Annotated in this window: 24 protein-coding genes and 1 pseudogene; 8 read left to right on the top strand and 17 right to left on the bottom strand. The window is 37.4% G+C overall.

Features of this window, described 5'->3' with window-relative positions:
• Window positions 1-116: 116 nt before the first annotated feature.
• From tnpB to ACIFUW_RS02930, 5 genes and pseudogenes are all read right to left on the bottom strand, one after another.
• Complete coding sequence (tnpB, locus tag ACIFUW_RS02950) at window positions 117-1265, bottom strand: IS200/IS605 family element RNA-guided endonuclease TnpB (protein ID WP_002349331.1); 1149 nt, start codon at window positions 1263-1265, stop codon at window positions 117-119.
• Window positions 1266-1281: 16 nt separating this feature from the next.
• Complete coding sequence (gene tnpA / locus ACIFUW_RS02945; RefSeq protein ID WP_002287522.1) at window positions 1282-1686, bottom strand: IS200/IS605-like element ISEfa4 family transposase; 405 nt, start codon at window positions 1684-1686, stop codon at window positions 1282-1284.
• A gap of 163 nt (window positions 1687-1849) precedes the next feature.
• Window positions 1850-3136: pseudogene (locus ACIFUW_RS02940) on the bottom strand (helix-turn-helix domain-containing protein); the annotation flags it as partial.
• A gap of 297 nt (window positions 3137-3433) precedes the next feature.
• On the bottom strand, window positions 3434-4369 hold the full coding sequence (gene murB, locus ACIFUW_RS02935; RefSeq protein ID WP_002287058.1) for a UDP-N-acetylmuramate dehydrogenase: 936 nt from the start codon (window positions 4367-4369) through the stop codon (window positions 3434-3436).
• A 72-nt stretch (window positions 4370-4441) separates the two neighbouring features.
• On the bottom strand, window positions 4442-5362 hold the full coding sequence (locus ACIFUW_RS02930; RefSeq protein WP_002287059.1) for a Gfo/Idh/MocA family protein: 921 nt from the start codon (window positions 5360-5362) through the stop codon (window positions 4442-4444).
• A 112-nt stretch (window positions 5363-5474) separates the two neighbouring features.
• On the opposite strand from ACIFUW_RS02930, the gene ACIFUW_RS02925 reads away from it, so the two are divergent.
• Together ACIFUW_RS02925 and ACIFUW_RS02920 are read left to right on the top strand one after the other, a co-directional pair.
• Window positions 5475-6227, top strand: a complete 753-nt coding sequence (locus tag ACIFUW_RS02925; protein ID WP_002297274.1) for an exodeoxyribonuclease III — start codon at window positions 5475-5477, stop codon at window positions 6225-6227.
• An 863-nt stretch (window positions 6228-7090) separates the two neighbouring features.
• Window positions 7091-7624: a 3'-5' exonuclease gene (locus tag ACIFUW_RS02920; protein ID WP_002291442.1), complete on the top strand. Its 534-nt coding sequence runs from the start codon at window positions 7091-7093 to the stop codon at window positions 7622-7624.
• Between the two features lie 489 nt (window positions 7625-8113).
• On the opposite strand, the gene ACIFUW_RS02915 is transcribed toward ACIFUW_RS02920, so the two are convergent.
• The 4 genes from ACIFUW_RS02915 to ACIFUW_RS02900 form a co-directional block, all read right to left on the bottom strand.
• Window positions 8114-8638 (bottom strand): GNAT family N-acetyltransferase, encoded by a 525-nt coding sequence (locus ACIFUW_RS02915; protein ID WP_002287063.1) that lies wholly within the window; start codon window positions 8636-8638, stop codon window positions 8114-8116.
• Complete coding sequence (gene tsaE / locus ACIFUW_RS02910) at window positions 8631-9104, bottom strand: tRNA (adenosine(37)-N6)-threonylcarbamoyltransferase complex ATPase subunit type 1 TsaE (protein ID WP_002287066.1); 474 nt, start codon at window positions 9102-9104, stop codon at window positions 8631-8633. Before tsaE ends, ACIFUW_RS02915 begins: the two co-directional genes overlap by 8 nt.
• Window positions 9105-9226: 122 nt before the next feature.
• Window positions 9227-10207 carry a phosphate acetyltransferase gene (gene pta, locus ACIFUW_RS02905; protein ID WP_002287068.1) on the bottom strand — a complete coding sequence of 327 codons (981 nt, stop codon included), beginning with the start codon at window positions 10205-10207 and terminating at the stop codon, window positions 9227-9229.
• 152 nt (window positions 10208-10359) lie between these two features.
• Window positions 10360-11040: a uracil-DNA glycosylase gene (locus ACIFUW_RS02900; RefSeq protein ID WP_002287070.1), complete on the bottom strand. Its 681-nt coding sequence runs from the start codon at window positions 11038-11040 to the stop codon at window positions 10360-10362.
• Window positions 11041-11165: 125 nt separating this feature from the next.
• On the opposite strand from ACIFUW_RS02900, the gene ACIFUW_RS02895 reads away from it, so the two are divergent.
• Window positions 11166-12035: a Cof-type HAD-IIB family hydrolase gene (locus ACIFUW_RS02895; RefSeq protein WP_002287072.1), complete on the top strand. Its 870-nt coding sequence runs from the start codon at window positions 11166-11168 to the stop codon at window positions 12033-12035.
• A 25-nt stretch (window positions 12036-12060) separates the two neighbouring features.
• Window positions 12061-12576, top strand: coding sequence for an LURP-one-related/scramblase family protein (locus ACIFUW_RS02890; RefSeq protein WP_002287073.1), 516 nt, complete (start codon window positions 12061-12063; stop codon window positions 12574-12576).
• A 46-nt stretch (window positions 12577-12622) separates the two neighbouring features.
• Here the strand turns inward: ACIFUW_RS02890 and ACIFUW_RS02885 are convergent, their stop codons facing one another.
• The 4 genes from ACIFUW_RS02885 to gloA2 form a co-directional block, all read right to left on the bottom strand.
• Entirely contained in the window at window positions 12623-13186 is a 564-nt protein-coding gene (locus ACIFUW_RS02885) for a GNAT family N-acetyltransferase (RefSeq protein WP_002293816.1), read from the bottom strand.
• 54 nt (window positions 13187-13240) lie between these two features.
• Window positions 13241-13420, bottom strand: a complete 180-nt coding sequence (locus tag ACIFUW_RS02880) for a hypothetical protein (RefSeq protein ID WP_002291570.1) — start codon at window positions 13418-13420, stop codon at window positions 13241-13243.
• Between the two features lie 76 nt (window positions 13421-13496).
• On the bottom strand, window positions 13497-14006 hold the full coding sequence (locus ACIFUW_RS02875; RefSeq protein ID WP_002287075.1) for a hypothetical protein: 510 nt from the start codon (window positions 14004-14006) through the stop codon (window positions 13497-13499).
• 95 nt (window positions 14007-14101) lie between these two features.
• Window positions 14102-14482, bottom strand: coding sequence for an SMU1112c/YaeR family gloxylase I-like metalloprotein (gloA2, locus tag ACIFUW_RS02870; RefSeq protein ID WP_002287076.1), 381 nt, complete (start codon window positions 14480-14482; stop codon window positions 14102-14104).
• A gap of 329 nt (window positions 14483-14811) precedes the next feature.
• On the opposite strand from gloA2, the gene pnuC reads away from it, so the two are divergent.
• Window positions 14812-15561, top strand: coding sequence for a nicotinamide riboside transporter PnuC (gene pnuC, locus ACIFUW_RS02865; protein WP_002287078.1), 750 nt, complete (start codon window positions 14812-14814; stop codon window positions 15559-15561).
• A 183-nt stretch (window positions 15562-15744) separates the two neighbouring features.
• On the opposite strand, the gene ACIFUW_RS02860 is transcribed toward pnuC, so the two are convergent.
• The 4 genes from ACIFUW_RS02860 to ACIFUW_RS02845 all read right to left on the bottom strand — a co-directional run bounded on the left by ACIFUW_RS02860 (window position 15745) and on the right by ACIFUW_RS02845 (window position 19576).
• Window positions 15745-17022 (bottom strand): hypothetical protein, encoded by a 1278-nt coding sequence (locus ACIFUW_RS02860; protein ID WP_002287080.1) that lies wholly within the window; start codon window positions 17020-17022, stop codon window positions 15745-15747.
• A 78-nt stretch (window positions 17023-17100) separates the two neighbouring features.
• Window positions 17101-17745: a pyroglutamyl-peptidase I gene (gene pcp / locus ACIFUW_RS02855; protein ID WP_002287081.1), complete on the bottom strand. Its 645-nt coding sequence runs from the start codon at window positions 17743-17745 to the stop codon at window positions 17101-17103.
• 198 nt (window positions 17746-17943) lie between these two features.
• Window positions 17944-18888, bottom strand: coding sequence for a DUF979 domain-containing protein (locus ACIFUW_RS02850; protein ID WP_002287082.1), 945 nt, complete (start codon window positions 18886-18888; stop codon window positions 17944-17946).
• Between the two features lies 1 nt (window position 18889).
• Window positions 18890-19576, bottom strand: coding sequence for a DUF969 domain-containing protein (locus ACIFUW_RS02845; RefSeq protein ID WP_002287083.1), 687 nt, complete (start codon window positions 19574-19576; stop codon window positions 18890-18892).
• Between the two features lie 473 nt (window positions 19577-20049).
• Between ACIFUW_RS02845 and ACIFUW_RS02840 the strand changes: the two genes are divergently transcribed.
• From ACIFUW_RS02840 to ACIFUW_RS02830, 3 genes are all read left to right on the top strand, one after another.
• Complete coding sequence (locus ACIFUW_RS02840; RefSeq protein WP_002287086.1) at window positions 20050-20370, top strand: DMT family transporter; 321 nt, start codon at window positions 20050-20052, stop codon at window positions 20368-20370.
• Between the two features lie 153 nt (window positions 20371-20523).
• Window positions 20524-21429, top strand: coding sequence for an ABC transporter ATP-binding protein (locus tag ACIFUW_RS02835; protein WP_002287087.1), 906 nt, complete (start codon window positions 20524-20526; stop codon window positions 21427-21429).
• A complete protein-coding gene (locus ACIFUW_RS02830) occupies window positions 21426-22199 on the top strand; it encodes an ABC transporter permease subunit (RefSeq protein ID WP_002287088.1) in 774 nt (257 codons plus the stop codon). Before ACIFUW_RS02835 ends, ACIFUW_RS02830 begins: the two co-directional genes overlap by 4 nt.
• Window positions 22200-22318: the final 119 nt, after the last annotated feature.

Raw genomic sequence — 22318 nt, 5'->3', positions numbered from 1 at the left:
TGAAGTGGGAGCTTCTTGGGAAGAGAGCATACTTGATAGCGTATTACTTTACTAACAGAGGTGCCTCTTATTTACCAAGCTATCCCCGTAGTTCCTACGGTTCTTGTTTATTTGATCTAAGCCAATCCCATAGAGTGTAGCCTTAGACCTTCGGTCAGGATATTGATACTAGCGTTGATATCTCGGTCATGATGAGTATGACAAATAGGGCAAGTCCATTCTCGAATTTCGAGAGATTTCTTGCCGTCTTTATGTCCACAATTCGAACAGATTTGGCTAGATGGAAACCACTTATCTACTTTGATGATTTTCCGACCGTACCAGTCAGCCTTGTATTGTAATTTAGACACAAAACTAGACCAAGAAACATCCGAAATACTTTTTGCTAGTTTATGATTACGCAACATGCCTTTTGTGTTTAAGTCTTCAATACAGATGATATCGTGATTTTTGATAATTTCTGTACTCAACTTATTCAGAAAATCAGTACGTTGATTCATTACTTTTTCATGCAATCGTGCTACTTTACGTTTTTGTGTTTGATAATTTCTAGCTTCAAACAGATTGATACCTTTTTGTTTAGCTAATAAGGCACGTCTTGACAACTTACGTTGTTCACGTTTGAGTTTCTTTTCCATTTTGGACGTAAATTTATTATTATCAATTTTTTGTCCATCAGAAAGAATTGCAAAGTCTATAATACCTAGGTCAATACCAACAGCAGAATTAGATTTAGGTAGTTCGCGAACTTCTTCTTTGCATAACAAAGAAATATAATATTTACCGCTAGAATGACGTGATATTGTAGCGGATTTGATAATCCCTTTTGGTTGTCTATGAAGCTTAATTCTTACTAATGACTTCAATTTAGGAACTTTGATGAATTTACTATCAATCAAAGCAACTGTACCATTTTGATTATTCGTTGTATAACTCTGAACAGGATTTTTCTTACTTTTGAAACGTGGAAATCCAACGGATTTATCCCGAAAAAAATTCTTGTATGCTTTATCTAAATTAAGTTGGGCATTGGCTAAAGCAAGGCTATCAATTTCTTTCAAAAACGGAAATTCTTTCTTGTATTTAGCTGGTGTCGGAAAAGTCATTTTTTTAGAAGAATCATTTTTAACTTCTTCATACGCCTTTTTTCGGTCATCAAGCATTAGATTGTAGACCTTACGGACACAACCAAAAGATTTGGCAAAGAAGATTTCTTGTTCCTCTGTTGGATAGATTCTGAATTTGTATGCTTTTAGTTGTTCCATAAAGTTCACCTACTTTCTATTTATGATTGTTTCCTTGATTTTGGATATACTTCTTAATCACATCAATTGGTGCGCCACCAGTTGTCAGAAGACAAAAACTTTTAGACCAGAACATTTCTTTCCAAAGAAATTGTTTGACTCTTGGAAAGTCACGTTTTATCAATCTTGAGCTGGCACTTTTATAGGCATTGATGAATTTTGTCAATTCTGTTTTAGGTTGAGCTTTGAACATAATATGAACGTGGTCTTTATCATGATTCCACTCCACTAAAGTAATGTGATACGATTCTGAAATTCTTTCAAAAGTAGTTTTGGCATAATCAGATATTTCATCATCAATCACTTGTCTACGATATTTCGTTACTAAAACAAGGTGGTAATAAAGAAGAAATACTGAATGATTATTTGTATCTAATTCCATGTTATATCAACTCATTTCTTGTATAGACTGATTGTAACATGGAACAAAATAAAAAGGCAATACGCCTTAGTTGTCGGTCTTCGAGTTACCAACGGTAACCCTCATACCGAACGGCATTCATCACCCACCTATAGAGGATGGGCGACTTCTGCCTAATTCTGTTAAATCCTTTCACTTGAGAAATAATGTAATCGGTATAAGCAGATCCTTGCGAAAAATCAATACAGACATGAATCGGTGCTTCAAAATATGATACCGGACAAATACCGACCAATAAAAAGAGATAATCATAAAATAAGCGAATCATGAAACGTTCATCTTTTCCCAAGAAATAGCGTTTATTCTCTTGTATGACCTTTTGGATTGCTGTACTGAATATTGGATACGTCTCGAAGAAAAACTGTAGCTGCTTTTTAGACGTAAAGCTAGTCATCTCAAAGTCGAATATCCAATTTTTTCGATTGACATGCATCATACCCATACGAAGTTCTTTTCGTATATATAGTCTTTCTTCTTCAGAGATTTCAATCGAAAATGGTAATTGATCAATCAATTCCACTGACATTTTTTGACTAATCATGTGGATATCATGAAAATGAGCTTCCGCAAGTCCAAATGCGCCATCTAATTCAAATTCTTCTTCCGTGATCAAAAACAACATGATATAAGAAATCTCATCAATGATCTGCTCTTTAGGGATATGAAGAAAAGAAATATGTGATAAATCCTTGATGATCTTCATTCCTTCTGAGCTCTTAAAGTATTCATCTGAAAAGAAACGTTTTCCGATTGGTTGATTCCCATAGGCCCTCAACAAACTAATAGTGGTTAGCAAATTGAATTTGATTCGTTTTGTTGCAGACAGTTTTAAATTGAACAGATATTCAAAATATTGCACGATACTCTTTGCTTCATTCATGACGCTTTCTCTAAATGGCATAGAAAAACCATTAAAGACCCCGAAATATACCCCAAATAATACGTTCCGTATGTTTATTTCTTCCCCAACTAATATGTTTTTCTTTAACTTTATTTGATGCTGTTCAAGAAAAGAGACTAATTCTCTTCTTTTTACATAGGCTCTTGATATGCTTAAAAAATGATTCTCTGCAAATTTTTCGATCGTTACTTTTGAATCCACGATCTCCGTTAACAGTCGAGCAATTTTTGATCGTTGAAAGTAGATTCTTCTTAAATTTTTGATATCCGTCAAATTCAGACGTTCGACATGGATCTCTGCTTCTTCTGAAATTTGGATCTCTGGCTTTGTTTTGAATTCAGTAAATTCTTTATTTAATTCTATGATATAATTTCTTGTTTTAAATTTAGACAAACCTAATGTTTCATATAACTTAGGCAGCACTACATAATTCTTTTTCTCAAATTCTAAATATCTAGCTAGCAGCAGTTTTTCTCTATCTTCCTCTTCTATAAGGTAATCCAACTTCATATCCTACACCTCAAAAAATGCCTCATACCAATTACTTGATATGCAGATGAAAGTTCATCTTTTCACCTATACTGATTTTATGATGGATTATGCTTGTTTTTTCATCAGTTATTCTCATTTTTTATCTTTTTTTTGAGAATATTGCAAAAAATGGAAAAATTTATGAGGAAATATTCTATATTTTTTGTTTTATTGTGTTAAAATGTACAAGATTTGCGCCATTTGCGTAAACAACCACAAAAAAGAGCAGGACGGCCACCGTCCTGCTCTTTTACTTATTTTAAGTTCCATTACTTATTAATTGGCTAAACTTCTGCTTGTTTCTGATATTGCTTGTTTTTCTCCAATGATCCGCACTTCTGTTTCTAAAGACACATCAAATTTTTCTTTGATTACTTCTTGGATGTGCGCAATCAATTCAATATAATCTGTCGCTGTCGCATGATCGATATTGACGATGAATCCAGCATGTTTTTCAGAGACTTGTGCACCGCCCCATTTCAGGCCTTGCAATCCTGCTTGTTGGATCAGCTGACCTGTATAGTGTCCTACTGGGCGCTTAAAGACACTTCCGCATGAAGGGTATTCTAATGGCTGTTTTGATTGACGCAATTCGGTCAACTCATCCATTCTTGCTTTGATTGCTTCATAATCCCCTGTTTGCAAACTGAATCGAGCTTCCAATACGATAGCACGTAATTCTTGGACTTTACTGTGACGATAAGAAAATACCATTTCGTCTTTTGTCAAAGTTTTCAATGTTCCATCTTCAAGCAAAAGATCCACTTCAGCAAAAACATCTTTGATCTCTCCGCCATACGCACCTGCATTCATATAAACCGCTCCACCGACACTTCCCGGGATGCCGCAAGCAAATTCAAATCCAGTCAATGATTCTGCCAAAGCTGCATAAGTCGTATCAATCAGTGAGGCACCTGCTTCCGCAATGACCATCGTTCCTTTGACATGAATCTGTTTCATTTCAGTCAGCATGATGACTACACCGCGAATCCCGCCATCTTGAACGATCAGATTGCTTGCATTTCCTAATACCATCCAAGGTATATCATGGATTCGGCAATAATCGATGATTTGCTTTACTTCTTCTTGTTTTTTCGGGAATGCAAGGACATCAGCTGGTCCACCTGTTTTCGTAAACGTATAGTTCATCAATGGTTCATCAAACAATATAGTAATCGTGGCTAAGCTTTCAACTATTTCTTCTTTATTCACTGAGGATTTTCCTTTCTTTTCTCAAACGTCCTCATTATTCTATCACGCTTAATACAATCTTGCCAGTCTTGTTCAAAGTTGATGACGGTAGTGATCTTTAAGCACTTCCTCACATAATTCATGACTTCTTACAACTTCTTTTTGTTTAAGCAATTCTGTTTCCGATTTACCTAAACGGATCTGAGAAAAGAAGGCCTCTACCATTGGCTCAAACCCGCGTTTGACTAGCGTGTTTGTCCAGTCGCCAAATTCTTTCACTTTTTTTCCATCAGCATCTTGAATGACAAGCTGGGTCAGATCGTTTACTTCATAAGTACCATTTTTACTTGTTACTTGATATTTTTCTATATTAGCGCCACTTGCTAAATCCATCGTTAAAATAGCCGTTTGATTTTGTGTTTCTAATTGTAAAATGGCATATTCCAAAAATTCCTTTGTTTCTCTTATCTGGTATTTTGTTCTCAAAATGGGTTCATCTAATAAATACACAGCTGTATCAATAAGATGTAAAAACAAATCATAAAGGACGAACTCTGTCGTTTCTTTTGCCGCTATTCGATTTTTTTGCAGGTGGATCAACCGCTTATCTGGGATACGTTTCAATTCTTCTACCATAGGAGCAAAGCGCCGGTTGAAACCGATCATCAAAATTATTTGGTTCTTATCAGCTAATTCTTGCAATTCACGAACTTCATTTAGATGGACACTCAGTGGTTTGTCAATATAAACATGGATACCATTTTCTAGACATTTTTTGGCTAATTCATAATGTACTTTTGTTGCTGCGTGGATCATACATGCTTCGATTTTTTCTTCTAAAAGCTCATCGATCGTTTCATATAGATGTTGGAACCCGTACTCTTTTTGAATTCTTTCTTTTGTTTCTTTATTTCTTGTTGCAAAATAAAAATCAAGTGTTCCTTGTTTTTTCGCATAAGTTGGTAAATATGCTTTTTCTGCGATATTCCCTACACCGATTACACCAATCTTCATCTACTTTCCTCCTGGATCATTTAGTTACTTTCATCTTACACCATTTTTTACTAAAATGAGGTACAATAGTATCGCAAAGGTAAGGAAATTAATTCGAAGGAGTGTGCTTTTATTGAAATTTATCTCTTGGAACGTAAACGGGCTTCGTGCCATCGTAAATAAAAATTTTTTAGAAGTTTTTCATGAGTTAGACGCCGATTTTTTCTGTCTGCAGGAAACGAAACTCCAAGCAGGACAAATTGATTTAGATCTTCCAGGTTATTATCAATATTGGAATTACGCGGAACGAAAAGGCTATTCCGGCACAGCGATTTTTGCTAAAAAACCAGCATTGAATGCCACTTACGGAATGGGTATCGATATCCATGATACAGAAGGCCGTCTGATTACTTTGGAATATTCCGATTTCTTTCTTGTAACCTGTTACACGCCAAATTCTCAAAGCGAATTAAAACGTTTAGATTACCGATTAGAATGGGAAGAAGCCTTTTATAATTATTTGGAAAATCTAAAAAAACAAAAACCAGTCATCGTGTGTGGGGATCTAAATGTCGCTCATCAAAAGATTGATTTGAAAAACTGGAAAACGAATCAAAAAAATGCTGGATTCACTCCAGAAGAAAGAGCGGCTCTTTCTCGACTGTTGGATAACGGGTTTATCGATACATTCCGTTATTTTTATCCAACCCAGGAAGGTGTCTACTCTTGGTGGAACTACCGATTCAATTCAAGGAAAAACAATGCTGGTTGGCGGATCGATTACTTTTTGACGAGCAAAGATTTAGAGCCAGGACTAGCTGATGCAAAGATCCATACGGACATTATGGGCAGTGATCATTGTCCAGTAGAATTAGATTTGAAATAAAGAGGTTGTGAAAAAGTCGTTTAGTTTCGAGTATTAAGAAAAATTTTGTGAAAATGGCTTTCCACATTTTGCATAAATTTGGCATAATACCGAGAAACTGGCTTTTGAACACTGTTTATCGAGAGATTGTGAAAAAGCTGTCCTGCATCAAGTAATAAGAACAGCCAAACAAAAATAGTTCCTCATATTTTTCGTTTGGTTGGGCTTATTACCGCAGATACAAGCTTTTGAACACCGTTTATTAAGAGGTTGTGAAAAAGCTGCACTGCATCAAGTAATAAGAACAGCCAAACAAAAATAGTTCCTCATATTTTTCGTTTGGTTGGGCTTATTACCGCAGATGCAAGCTTTTGAACACCGTTTATTAAGAGGTTGTGAAAAAGCTGCACTGCATCAAGTAATAAGAACAGCCAAACAAAAATAGTTCCTCATATTTTTCGTTTGGTTGGACTTATTACCGCAGATGCAAGCTTTTGAACACCGTTTATTGAGAAGTTGTGAAATCAGCGTCCTGACCTGAGTATTAGAGAAACAAATGGCAAAATAGTTCCTCATATTTTGCTATTTTTTGAGCTAATACCGAGGGTCAGCTGATTGAACACCGTTTAGTGGAGAAGTTGTGAAAAAGTCGCCTACTTTCGAGTCGTAAGAAATTTTTTTGAAAATGGTTCCTCACAACTTTGCATAAATTTGACTTAATACCGAGAAGTCATGATCCCCATCTAACTCCAAATCACAAGGAATGAGTTCAAAAACTAGCTTTTCTCAACAAATATTACATAAAAAATTCTATGTTTTTTGTTAAATTTATTTGCTTTTTTCAAAAGTATGTTACAGTAATTTCCCAAGGAGGTTTTACAGAAATGAATTTTGTTGCCATGGATTTTGAAACTGCCAATCATCAGCCTTATAGTGCTTGTTCTCTTGCGCTAGTCATGGTAAAAAATAGCCAGATCGTTGATGAATTCTATACATTGATACAGCCTGAGACTCCTTTTTTCTGGCGAAATGTCCAAATTCACGGAATCCATCAAGAAGACGTACGCAATGCGCCGAAATTCCCAGAAGTCTGGCAAACTATCCAACCATATTTTCAAAAAAATCGTTTAGTCGTTGCACATAATGCTGCTTTTGATACAAAGGTCTTAGCGGGATGCTTAGATTATTATCATCTTGAACAGCCTAATTATCTTTCTTTATGTACAGTGAAAAGTAGCCGTCGCCTGTTTCCTGAATTTCCAAATCATCGATTGAACACTGTGTGCGAAAATTTGAACATCCAATTAGATCATCACCATGATGCATTGGAAGATAGTCGTGCATGTGCGGAAATCCTGCTTTATCAAGAAAAAAAATTCGGGACAGATCCATTGAAAAAACTTGTGACTATAAAGTAAAAGAATACTTATGAAACACACAAAGAGGTCGTGAGCCTGCCGTTTCACTCCGAGTCACAAGGAGCAATTTCAAAAAATAGCTTCTCATGTTTATTAAATATTGTGACTGGTGACCGAGGAGCTGGCAGGAGAACACCGTTTATTGGAGAGGTTGTGAAAAAGCTGTTCTGCATCAAGTAATAAGAACAGCCAAACAAAAATAGCTTCTCATATTTTTCATTTGGTTGGACTTATTACCGCAGATGCAAGCTTTTGGACACCGTTTACCAAGAGGTTGTGAAATCAGCGTTTTGACCTGAGTATTAGAGAAACAAACGGCAAAATAGTTCCTCATATTTTGCCGTTTTTTGAGCTAATACCGAAGGTCAGCTGATTGAACACCGTTTATTCAAAAAAAATGGACTGCGACACGACTTTTGTCACAGTCCCTTCGTGTGTTTTTCTGCCTTCTCAAAAGGATGACAGTTTCTCACTCTTTTCCTATTTCTTCTATTCAATCAAATAACTCATTTTATATACATCTAAAAATTCACCTAGATCTGTTCTTGCCCCTCTAGGCATGACCGCTTCGATTTGGAAGCCCATTTTTCGGTAAAGGTGTACGGCTCTTTCATTACGAACTTGAACGTCAAGCTCCAATCGAAAAAGTACACCCATTTCCTTCGCCCAACTGATGATTTCTTCTAGCATAAGAGTGCCTAGTCCCATTCCCCAATATTCCTGCAGAATACTGATACCGACTTCTCCCACGTGAGACAAACGAAATTGACTGTCTGCCTTGACAGATGCTGTTCCAATAATCGTCCCTTCATAGATTGCAAGCAGCAATAAATTATTATTGCTTTCGTATATATAATCCAACTCTTCTTCTAAGGTTTCTGGTGGTAACAGGAGTTCTGCTTCATCCAAAACTAAAAATTCTGTCTCCTTATTAACTTGTCCCATCATCAAAAGAATGTCTTTTGCATCTCCTGGCACTGCTTCCCGCAAGATGATCCCAACTTCTTCACTCATGATTTTCAGCCCATTTTTCTAGAATTCGCTGTTTGAAGGTTTCACTTTGCTCCCCGTATGAGATTAGTTTCACATACCGCTTTTCTAAATCTGTATCACTTTTTTCTAAAATCAGTTCCAAATAATCCTCCGGCAGTGCTTCTTCTAATAGATTTCCCCATTCAACAACGGAAAGCCCATCACCTTCAAAATATTCATCTAACCCTAAATCTGCTCCGCTAGCTGCTACCCGATAAATATCCATATGATACAACGGAATCCGACCTTGACTATATTCTCTAATAATCGTGTATGTCGGACTTTTGATCATTTGCGTTATCCCTAATCCTTGGGCAATTCCTTTCGTCAACGTTGTTTTACCCGCACCTAGATCACCAGTCAATATCAGATTGTCACCTGGCATTGCGGAATGACCAATTGCCTCTGCGAATTGTTCTGTCATTGTTAATCCTGATAGTTCGATCATTTTTCATCTTCTCCCGCTCTTCTTTCTTTTTGCCAGTATATCGCGTAATGAAGTTTTTTTAAAGAAAAAATGAACTAGTCAAGAACAGCAGCTGCTGTTTTTGGCTAGTTCGCGTGTATTTGTTAATCAATCAATGTTTGTGCTGCTGTGATAATCGATAATTTATATACATCTTCTTCATTTGCTCCACGAGACAAATCAGAAACCGGTTTGTTCAAGCCTTGTAGAATTGGTCCGATTGCTTCAAAGTTACCGAAACGCTGAGCAATTTTATAGCCGATATTTCCTGACTGCAATTCTGGAAATACAAAGACTGTTGCTTGACCAGCTACTTCTGAATCTGGCGCTTTCAGTTGTGCAACTGAAGGAACATAAGAAGCATCAAATTGCAATTCGCCGTCGATCATGTATTGTGGCGCTAGTTTTTTAGCGATTTTAGTTGCTTCAACTACTTTGTCTACTTCTGGCGATTTCGCTGAGCCTTTTGTCGAGAAGCTCATCATTGCTACTTTTGGTTCGATATCGAACAATTCTGCTGTTTTTGCAGAATCTACGGCGATTTCAGCCAATTCTTGCGCAGTTGGATTCACGTTGATCGCACAATCCGAAAAGACATATTTTTCTTGATCTCTTCCACGTACCATGATCATCGCTCCGCTTGTCCGACTGATGCCAGGCTTTGTTTTGATGATCTGAAGTGCTGGGCGAACAGTGTCGCCAGTCGAATGGATCGCTCCAGAGACCATTCCGTCTGCAATCCCCATATACGTAAGCATCGTACCAAAGTAATTCACATCTTTTAAAATCTTTTCTGCTTGTTCTTTGGATGCCTTTCCATTTCTACGTTCAACAAAAGTATCCACCATTTCATCCCACTTATCGTAATTATCAGGGCTGATGATCGTAAAGCTAGATGTTTTGATTCCTCTGGCATGCGCTGCATTTCTTATTTCTTCTTCGTTCCCTACTAAAATGGGTTCCACAAGTTCTTCTGCTTTCAACCGGGCAGCTGCGCCTAAAATACGAGCATCAGTAGCTTCCGGGAAAACGATTTTGATCCCACGGCGAACAATTTTAAATCTTAAACTATCAAACAATTCCACAAGATGACCTCCAGACGTTTTTATATGTATTATCATACACTATTCCAGAAAAAAAGAACAGTTTATTTTATCTGTATCAGTCAAAAATGCTGGAAAAATTAAGTTTTTCACATACAAAGCGAACTGCACTATAACAGGAAAGCGCTGTTTTATTACACTGTTTCAGGCAGTTGCCAATCAATCGGTTCTTCTCCTAACGCAAGGAGCGCATCATTCGTTTTCGAGAAGGGTTTGGAACCAAAAAAGCCACGACTTGCAGATAACGGACTGGGATGTGGAGATGTTATGATGATATGGCGACTCTTATCGATCATTTTGATTTTTTCTTGTGCCGGTTTTCCCCACAAGATAAACACGATTGGTTTTTCCCGTTCATTTAATTTTTCAATGATCGTGTCTGTTAATCTTTCCCAACCTTTCCCGCGATGAGAATACGCTTGCCCTTCCCGAACGGTAAGAACGGTGTTGAGTAAAAGGACTCCCTGTTTAGCCCATGACACTAGATTTCCATGTTGAACAGGTGCGATTCCAAGATCATCATAAAGCTCTTTATAGATATTTCTTAACGATGGCGGGATCTTTACGCCAGGTTGCACAGAAAAAGATAAGCCATGAGCTTGATTTTCTCCATGATAAGGATCTTGTCCTAAAATCACCACTTTAACTTCTTCATAAGGAGTCAATTCCAATGCTTCATAGATATGATACATATCTGGATGGATCTTTTGGGACGCATATTCTTTTTTTAAAAATTCTCTTAGATGCAGATAATAATCTTTTGAAAATTCTGAGGACAAAACTTCTTGCCAACTGTTATGAATGATTTCTTTCAAAAACTCCACCTCCTAATAAAAAGAATAACTCACATTTTCTTCAATCACAAGGGACAATCTTCACCCTCAGCACTTGATTAATATGGTAAACTAGGAACAAGAAGCAGAAAGGAACGATAATCATTATGATCAAATTAATTGCATCAGATATGGACGGCACATTATTAGATGCCCATATGAGTGTTTCTCCTGAAAATGCCGAGGCGATACGTTTTGCAAATGATGCCGGTGTTGAGTTCATGGTCGCTACTGGTCGAAACTATCAAGAAGCTCGCGCAGCTTTAGATGAGGTAGGAATCGATTGTGCGATGATCACTTTGAACGGGGCACAGGTATTTGATAAAGAAGGAAATTCATTGTTTACCGTGTCGATTCCAAATAATCAAGCAATCTCTGTTTTAGATATTCTAGATGCTAACGGTATTTACTATGAAGTAGCAACCAACGATGGTCTTTATTCTGAAAATCAAGCGAAACGAATTGAAAGTTTTGCTTCCATGGTGGCTACCCATTTACCTCACCTTACGTATAAAATGGCGATTGCCATGGCCTCAGCTAAGCTGGAGTTATTGCACATCACATACGTGGACAGTATTCGTGCTATTTTGGAAGAAAAGAATCTGGAAGTTTTAAAAATTATTTGTTTTCATACAGAAGGGCCAGCTGTATTAGGTCCAGTTGGAAAGCAGATTTCTCTTTTAGGCGATCTAGCCGTTACTTCCTCTGGTCAAAACAATATCGAAGTGAACCATAAAAACGCTCAAAAAGGAATTGCTGTTGCCCATGTCGCTCACGAGCGTGGGATTTCTTTAGAAGAAGTCATGACGATTGGCGATAACTTCAATGATGTCAGCATGCTGCAAGTAGCAGGAGTCAGTTTCGCAATGGGAAATGCAGAAATCGAAGTAAAAGATTATGCCAAATATACAACGGACACAAACCTTGAATCTGGCGTAGGAAAAGCCATATTGCGCGCGATTGCAGAAGACTTGTAGTTTTATCTAGAAAAGAGGGATATAGATGTCAGAATTTTTCATTCAGGAAAAGCAGCTTGGACGTGCAACTCGGACAATTGTCAAAAACGAAAAAGGACATTCCCTGTTTTTGATGGTTGGTCGCTGGGGAACAAAGGGCGATGCATTGTCTCTTTATGCCATGAATGGCGATCTCGTTGCTCACATCAAGCAGATAAGCCTGACATTCGGTACGCGTTTTGAGCTGTATAAAGAGTTCGAAAAGGTGGGAACCATGCAGAAAATATTCAATTGGCCCGGTGACTTTTATTATATTCGTAGACTTCACTGGACAGTCCAAGGTGATATCTATAATCATCAATATCAAATCCATCATTTCAATCAGCAAATCATGAAAATGGATAAAGCAACACTTTTTTCAGGAGATTACTATGTATTGGATGTCTCAAATGATGAAGATGCTCCAGTTTGTATTTGTATTGCTGCGGTTTTAGATTACTGGCTCTACCGTAAAGACAAAAGTCGCGATAAGCCTGTTTCTTACCGACTTAACTTAAGTTAAAAAGATGTACCTGAAATGCGGAAATACGCATTTCAGGTACATCTTTTTAGATATTCTTTTGCATATGATCATAAAGATGACCACTGATCATCCGCTGACCGACAACTTTGAAGTCATGGCGTTCGTATAATTTTTTAGCCTTTGGATTTTTTTCATCCACACTTAGACCGATGACGGAGCGATTAGCTTTCTTCGCCAATTTAGGTAATGCTTCTAATAATCGCGAACCGATGCCTTGTCCTCTAAAATCTTCTGATACACTGATAGAGTCCAAATACCATTCGTTGGGAAACGTTTCTTTATCAATGAACAAACGTGTAGACGCATCTAGCTGATATTTCTCTAAGATAGGTACCAGTGGCTGATCGATGATTGATTCTTCTTCATCTGTATAACCGTAAGCAACTCCTGCAACTTTACCGTCTATTTCTTCTACGATACCTCGTGAATAACTGTAACGATAATTTGGATCAGTGATTGCTTCTTCTAAAATCTCTAAAGTCTTTTGTTCCCCTGTCTGCTTCAAAAATGGCAGTTCCATATCTTTTAGAATCACTAAGATCAATGGGGCGATTTCTGGAGCATCTTCTTTTCTCGCAAAACGAATCATAGTTTCCTCTCCTTTTCTCCATTCTAACATGCAGAAAAAGAAATCGCAAAATCGTTATTTTAAAAAATCTTCAATCTTTTCAGTAATGAAATAACCATGAGTAACGATTCTTGCCGCTTCAGTTCGGCAATAAGGGCAGACGACTGGCATTTCTTTATCATTATGTTCGACTACATTATTGACTTCTTCGTATGCAAATTTTTTTCCGCAATTAGGGCATTTCATTTTTTCCATGTTATCTCAACTTCCTTTCATCTTTACTCTCTTAGCTTACTCTTATATTGTAAAAAAGAGAAGCAATATCCTTCTTCTATGCAGATATCCATACCTGACGGTCCTGTTCTCCATCTATTAATCGGACTTTATAATAAGGACGTTCATCTTTGACTAGAAGTGTCCACTCTTTCACTTTTGCTTTTTTCCCGTAGTAGCTGACTGCTTCCTTCATCGCTGCTTGCGGTTGTTTGAACTCTTCCGTTTTTTCTATATCAAAAAGATGTTCTGCGGCCTTTTCCGTGTCATTTCGTACGGTTGTTTTCCCAGTGGATGGATTGACTGCTATGACTTGTCCTTCACAAAAAAACTGGTATTCATATGTTGCATTCGTAGGATTCTCCAAATCTTTTTCAACTGCAAAATGAATAGCAGATATGTTATGTTCTTTTGTTTCGTTTTTTACGATTGCTGCTGCTTTTTTCAATGAGATCCGATATTCCTGGTCACTAATATCATCCATGTGAAAAGCGGCATTGAGCAGTCCCGTCATACCGGTAATCCCTATTACGATGAGGGCAGCAACACCAAACATCATTTTTTTCATTCTTCATTCTCCTGTTTCTTTTTTTTAAAGAATATCAAGAAATGAACGAATGAAAAATCGAATGAAACGAAAAAAAAGTGACAATTTTGTTATCTTTATTCGTGCAGTTCTAATGGCAATCCGTCTGGATCAAAGAAAAACGTCATTTTTTTTCCTGTAAAGGTATCTTCTCTAATCGGTTCTGATTCGATCCCTAAGGACTGCAATTCTGCAATTGTTTCTTCAATATCGTCTACTTTGAAAGCAAGATGACGCAAGCCACAAGCTTCTGGATAGTTTGGTCGTTGTGGCGCATTAGCAATTCCAAAAATCTCCAATTCAGCACTTCCTAGTTTCAGATCTAATTTATAGTCATCTCGTTCTTTGCGGTAATTTTCTCTGATTACTTCAAATCCTAATTTATTAACATAAAAATCACGTGATTTCTGATAATCTGAAACAATGATGGCTATATGATGGATCGTTGTAAGGTTCATATGAGCACTCCTATTCTTCGTTTAAGCTCGGATCTATATTAATCTCCAGTTCCATTGTAAATGTGTCAGATTGAAAAAAATAGCTGTTTTTCCTTTTTATAAGAAAAAAGGCAAAAAAAACAGAAAGTAGGTCCTCCAAGACACTCTTCCTGTTCCCAATATAATAAATGAAAGTAAGAAATTATATTTTCAAGAAAACAAACAGAAAATTATCATAACACAAATTATTTATAATTGAAAGACTAGTTTTTTTTCAAGAAAAGCATACAATAGATTGTGTTAGTAAATACAGAACACACTACATTTAGTGTCTTAAGGAGTCCTCATACATGAAGTCATATTTTCAGTTTTTAGCTCATCAGCTAAAAGGCTGGCCGCAACAAAATTATTATCTTTTCTTTTTCAGTCTTGGCTGCCAGGTCATGACTCTTGTCAATAGTCCCATCACTTGGCTGTCCGTTATTACATTTATCGGTACCACGCTTGGTGTATTGTGTATTTTATCCATCAATGCGGCAAAATCAGTCAACGGTATTTTAGGTATTTTGTCTGCGATTTGTTTTATTATCGTTGGGTTTTCAGCAAAGAACTATTTAAGTATCGGTGAACAGATTGCTTATATGATCACATTGGATATCCCCGTATTGTTAAGTAAAGAATGGAATCATAATATGGCTTCAAAAATCCGAAAATTCACTGGAAAAAGCTGGTTTATCGCAATCATCAGTACTTTCCTTGTCTATCTTGTTTCAGGATTCCTGATTGGTCGTTATACAGATGATCCTCGGCCGTGGGTAGATGCCATTGCTTTTTCTATTAGCTTGACTGCTGGTATCATCAGTTTCTTGCGTTACAACAACCAATATTACTGGTGGTTAGCTTCAGGGCTTGCTCAAATGGTCCTTTGGTATATTTCATTTACGCATGGATCTGCAAGTTTGGCGATGTTCGTGAACAGCTCTGTTTACTTGCTGAATGATGTCCTTGCATTTACCGTTTCACCTTGGTATAACCAAAAAGAACGTGAACGTATGCAAAAAATGGAAGAAGAATACTACAACGCACAACAACACGCATAAAAAAACTGAGCGTGGGACAAAAGTAAAGAACACTTTTGTCTCACGCTCTAAACACGTATAAACGGCGGAATCAGAAGCAACTCCTTCGGAAATAAGCTGAAATTCACAAAAATTTGAAAAGCAATTTTCGTGAATTTCTTCTTATTTCTTGGAGTTAAACGCTTCTGTCCCAGCCTCTATTTTTTATAGTAATTCCTTCAGATACTTTCTTGCCTCATCATTGAAACGCAGTGATTCTTCTAACTTCTGATAATATTCCAACGCTTGTTTCTGAGCTTCAGTAAAACGATAATGTTTTCCTTTCCATTTGTCGATTGTCTCTTGCACATTTCCAGATTGGATATCTTTCACTACTAGTTGCCATTTTTCTTTTGAGACTGTACGGTCTTTCTTATCAGCAGATTGTATAGCTTCTCGTTCTTTACGCAATACTTTTAAAAAACCATTTCTGACTATCCGAGGAATGCTGTCGAAGAACCCTTCTGTAAAACCATAGCGACAATATTGCTTCCAAATAAATAGATAGATTTTTGGTTGGATGAATCGTTGGTTTTTCGCAAAATATTCCATCTGAGCAGTGACTTCTGGTGTTCGTTGACGTTTTGTCTTTCTCAACACGGAAATAAATGTTTCAAAATAAGCATTAGGATGTACTGGCACTTCTTCATATACGATGGATTGCCAATCTTTACGTAAAAATGCGCGATAGTTGATCAAGAATTCTTCTACATCCTTTACTAATTCTTCTGCAAAGTCGTCAAATAGTTCTTTTTTTATCTGTCGCTTTTTTGACTGCCCATTGATGTGTTCACTTATTTTCTTGATTTCATTTTCCAATGCTTGATAATCCGCTATGTAAATCGGCATTTCTACTTGGCGAAATTCTGCGAGCCGCTGAGCTAATTTTATATCCGGTAAATATGGCTGTTTCATCCGACGATTTTGGTACAAGACAAAACAGTATTTTTGCCATAGTCCTTCAGGAAAATCGATATTCTTCTGCTTAAGCCATAATAATTCGTCTAAGGCCAGATCAACTTTTGTCATTCCCTGATGGATCGAAGCTGCCACTGTCGGAGAGACATGCAGGTGATCGGCAAAGTGGTTGATGCCTAGTTTTAGGATCTTTCCGGTTTTTGGCGATTTAACGATGTATTGCACTTTTAATTCTCTACCACACTCACAATACAATTTTTGCTGGCTTCGTTTTGTTCGAAAAAACGGATTGATCTTGAAGTCAGAAAACACCCAATCTGTTGCAGCTAAATAATGTTCTTCCATAAAACGAGAGCTGATTAGATATCGGCGGTGCTTATCGACTAGTTCCCGCTGTTTTTTCGTTAATTTTGCATAGATCTCCCAACGTTGACTGCTTGTGTATTGTTTAGAAATTTTGATGGGATAGCTTTTGCTGATTTCTTTTGGAAACCATTCTTCAAAGACGGATTGCCATTCTTCCACGGCTGTTTCTTTCCTTTCTAATTACAAAAAGCTGGCTACTAACATAACGTTAGCAACCAGCCAGTGTTTCTTGCTAAATTAGTGAGTTGTTCCGGCATTTCCGGAAATATCTTCTTTATTTTCTACTGCTGCTTCAACTGCATAAGTCAAAGAAGAAGCAATGTCTTCTAAAGACATAGAAGGCGTACCCACTGGACGATCGATCACTTGATCGGGTGAGAATGGCACGTGGATGAACCCACCTCGAATTGCCGGGAATTGTGTTTCGATCAAATGAAGCAAACGATACATGATATCATTGCAGACAAATGTTCCTGCTGTATAAGAGATGTACGCTGGTAGACCATGATCTTGTACATTTTTTGTCATTGCTTTGATTGGCAATGAGGTAAAGTAAGCGGCTGGACCGTTTTCTTCTAAAGCCGTATCGAATGGCTGATTTCCTTCATTATCAGGGATTCTTGCTTCTGCTAGATTGATTGCGACACGTTCGAACGAGACTGCTGACCGCCCACCTGCTTGTCCGACACAGATCACGACATCTGGTTGGTGCTGTTGGATGGCTTCTTTGACTACTTGACTGCTTTTTTCGAATACGGTCGGTACTTCCACTTTGATGATTTCAGCACCGCTGATTTCATCTGGCATTTTTTTTACTGCTTCATAGGCTGGATTCACTTTGTCCCCACCAAATGGATCAAAACCTGTTACTAGTACTTTCATCTGTTGTTCCTCCGTCCGATTGATTTAACATATGGTTATCTTTTATCATACCATTTTCCTTGAACAGCGTAAATAAAGGAAACAATAGTTTAAATAACATAACAGATCAAACTTAATATATTCTTATAAAAAAATAGTGTTCCACTACAATGTTAGAAGAGGTTGCGACAATTATTCTGTCACAACCCCTCTCTTCTATTATTTAAATAGAATCATATAAGCAATTTGGAAAACTAGCATAAATAACGCAATAAACAACTGGTTTTTGATCACTCCGTATTTGTCTTTCATCTCCAGCATCGCTACAGGCACGATATTGAAGTTAGCAGCCATCGGTGTCAGCAGGGTCCCACAAAAACCGCAAGTCAATGCAACCATTCCTATTAACGCTGGATTCGCTCCATGACTAAATACGAATGGTGCACCGATCCCAACCGTCATCACGGTGATGGCCGCAAATGCATTCCCCATGATTACCGTAAATATCACCATGCCAAGAGCGTAAATGATGATGCCGATGTTCACATTTCCTTCTGGAACGATCGTACCTACTGCATTGGAAATCACTGTCCCAACTCCAGCGCTTGTAAATACCGCACCTAGAGAAGCTAAAAGCATTGGCAACATGCTTAACGGCCCTACTGTGCCCAGCATATCTGCTGCATCATCTAAAAATGTACTTGGTCGATTATCTCGAGAAAAGAACATCAAGATTAGCATGGCTGCAAAAACACCGACGCCCACGCCGACTAAAGCACCTAAATTGGTAAATAGAGCAAACAAGATCGCAAAGACACCGATACTCAAAGCTGGAATAAAAATTTTCATTCCTAGTTTGTCTGACATTTTTTCCATATATTCTTTTGATGGAAGCCGGCTTTCTCCTTTGCTGACTTTCTTAGCAATTGCTGGTATGGTCATCGCAAAGATCAAGCCACCGTTCACGATTGCCGGAAGCCATCTTCCTCCTGCAATAACTACCCCTAAGACCGTCCAGAAAAAGGCTGACCCATAACGATGAGGATTGGTTTTATCTGTTAAATTTCTTACTCCAGTGTAAATCAATACGAGTCCCATCACGATATAAAGGATCTCCAGTAATTTATCGCCTAATAAAATATCAGGATTTGTAAAAAAGTCCATCTTATTGCCCCTTTCCTGGATAATATTTCTTCGCTAATTTCTTTTCTTTAAGATAGAAGTAGACACTTGCCACAACTAAAGCCGTGATAGCCACTGGAACTTCCACTAAAGCAAGCTGTCCCAATGTTACGTCATATCCTAGATCTTTCAGTGTTGATTGGACTAGCAACGCCCCTGCTCCTCCGATGAATAGTACTTGGCCAAAGAACCAGCAGACATTTTCCATAGCTGAAGCCATACCTTTTAGTTCTTCTTCATGCTTAGGATGGACTTCTAACCCTTTTGATTCGATGGTCCCCAATGCCATCGGTAAAATGATTGGACGAACAAATCCAGCAACTCCACCAAAACTCACGTTAAAAGCCGCAAAGATCATTCGAAAGATCCCATAAATATCTACAATCATACCAGCAGATACTTTCTTGAATCGCTTGATCAAGGAAGCCGCTGATTCTTTCAGACCATTTCTTTCAAGCGTTCCTGTTGCCAACATAATGATGATAAAAATCGCCATCCCGCGATTGTTTACAAAACTTGTACCTAAAAGTTCTAACATTCCTTGAATGCCAAGACCGCCAGTCAAAGCTGTAACAACTAAAGCAACCATTACGATCAATATCGAGTCTAATTTAAATGCAAACCCGAGAATAACAATCAAGACGCCTAAAAGGCTAAGATAATTTTCCATATATTTTCCTCCATAAAATGACAATATTTTTTTAATTATAAAGCAAAACACATAAAAAATATAGTTGTTTTCTCACGAAATAGACACTATTTTTAAATATTTTTCGTTATTTTTTTATCACAAAAATTATCTTACTTATTGTAAGGTAAAGCTTTTTTTAATTTATTGCCCGATAATATATAGAAATAAGGTCTAGTTACTGTTTTTTTTAAATGATTAATAAATAACAACTTCTTTCTATGAAATTGCAAAGCATTCATCTTCTTTTCCGCTAACGATATATCCGTCAGTGCTTGGTACACTTTACTAAAAAGTATGAGATTGCCGATATCTGGATAGGTGTGCTATACTACAGAAAAAGATATACAATCTGCCACCGGGTAGGATAAAGAGGATGATCATTCCATTAGGTCTTTGAAGGGATGATTTTCCTCTTTTTGTGTATTTTTTTATAGTTAAGGAGGAATGTAAGTATGGCATGGATGGAATTAATCATAGCAGGAATTTTGGAAGTATTCTGGTCAACGATGATGAAATGGAGTGATGGTTTTTCTAAAATCAATTATTCTTTTTACACAGTGATTGGCATGATTGCTAGTTTTTACTTTTTGTCAAAGGCAATCAAAAGTTTGCCGATGAGTCTCTCTTATCCTATCTGGACAGGGATTGGCGCAGTTGGTTCGGTCATAATTGGTGTGGTCTTGTTTCATGATAAGCTGAATCTTTCCACTTGGTTCTTTGTGGGGATGCTACTCATCAGTATCATTGGCATCAAGATTACTAGCGGCCACTAGACACTTGGAATAAGTACTGATCAGAAAAAATAAGCCTTTTTATTTAATATTCAATTTTTTTATGAAAAAATAAGAAATAAGTCCAATGACCTAGCGACTTCTCCACTCATCAGGTGTATGCTTGTACTATCTATAGAAAAGGAGTGAATATTTTTGAAAAGTCTTTCGGTCCAAGAATTATCCAAGAACTTTGGTCACAAACAAGCCCTCAGCGATGTCAGTTTTAGCTTATCCCCTGGCAAAATCGTTGGATTAGTAGGTCCTAATGGCGCTGGAAAAACAACGATCATGAAAGCTATTTTAGGACTGATCCATTACTCAGATGGAACAATCTGTATTGGTGAAAATGAGATTTCTCCCTCTAGTCATAAAGGGTTGGAACAAGTAGGAGCATTGATCGAATACCCGGGTATCTATCCATTCTTAACAGGCTATGATCATCTGAAGTTATTCTCTGAAACCAACGATGTATCTGCTATCGACACTATCGTGAATCAGCTCAAGATGGAAAAGTACATTCACAAAAAAGCGAAATCCTACTCGTTGGGAATGAAACAAAAATTGGGAATTGCTCTTGCCTTACTGAACCATCCGTCTATCGTTATTTTAGATGAGCCGATGAACGGTTTGGATCCACAAGCAACAAGAGATGTGCGAAAAATCATTACCGACTTGGCTACTCAGGGCACCTCTTTCTTGATCTCCAGTCACTTACTCAGCGAGCTTGAAAAAATGGTCGATGAGCTGATCCTGATCAATCAAGGAAAGATCATCAAACAATGTACAATGGCTGAATTGAACCAAACAGCGCAAGATTTCATCGTTATCTCTACAACAAATGATCTAGCTGCTCGAACGATCTTGACAGAAGCTGGATATACTTTGGAAGATCCTGATAAAATCAAGCTTTTAAAAGAAAACGAAGAATTATTAGGAACCGTGATCCAGCTATTGTCTGCACAAAATATCCATGTGACAGACGTCCAGCATCTGACGAATGATTTGGAATCTTCTCTATTGGAAATTCTGGATTCAGTAAAGGGGGAAGAAGAAAAATGACATTGCTTGTAAAACAAGAATTATTTAAATTGATCAAGAAAAAGTCAACTGCTGTTTTATCTGTTCTATTAGTTGTTTTGCTCATAGGAACAGCACTTCTAGCCAAAAAATACACGACGATCATTGATCCAGTTGAAATGACTGCTCAGCTTTTTAGTGCCACATCTTGGATTGTCTTTATCATGATTGCAGCTGCAAGCACGATCATTTCGATGGAAGCACAATATGGTACATTGAAAAATCTCCTTTATCGAAAGTATTCTCGAGGAGAAATATTAGTAAGCAAATGGATCACATTAGTTATTTATTCTGTTTATTTATACCTTTTAGCTATTATTGTCACTGTGTTGATGAAACTGATTCTTTTCCCTTCGATTTCCTTCACGGAGAAGGTTTCTACTGGTCAAACACTGATCCAAAGCTTGTTCACTTATACTTTGGGTAGTTATATCGGTTTATGGCTGATTTTAAGTTTAGTGTTGATGATTGCTTGCTTTATCAATAGTTCCGGCGCATCCATCTCAGCAGGAATCGTCTTTTATTTTGCTTCGTCAATCATATCTGGTATCCTTATTGCACTCATCCAAAAATGGGAGTGGATCAAATGGAATCCGATCAGTATGTTGAATCTGCAAAACCAAATTGGAAACGAAGAGATCATGAAGCAATTGACTCATCTTTCTACTAATCAAATGCTATTCGGTAATTTAGCTTACATCGTTTTGTTCTTAGCATTAGGATATCTCGTATTTAAGCGAAAAAATGTATGATGACTCATCAAAAAAGAGGCTGTGAAAGAGACGTTCAGCCTTATTGCCGATTGGCTGTCTCTTAAACACCGTTTATTCTGAAAAAGGAGCTGTGACAACATTTGTGTCACAGCTCCTTT

The organism is Enterococcus sp. PLH-Efm8 (genome assembly GCF_053011625.1).
The sequence above is the reverse complement of the archived record's forward strand: the minus strand, read 5'-3'. Positions and strand labels throughout refer to the sequence as shown.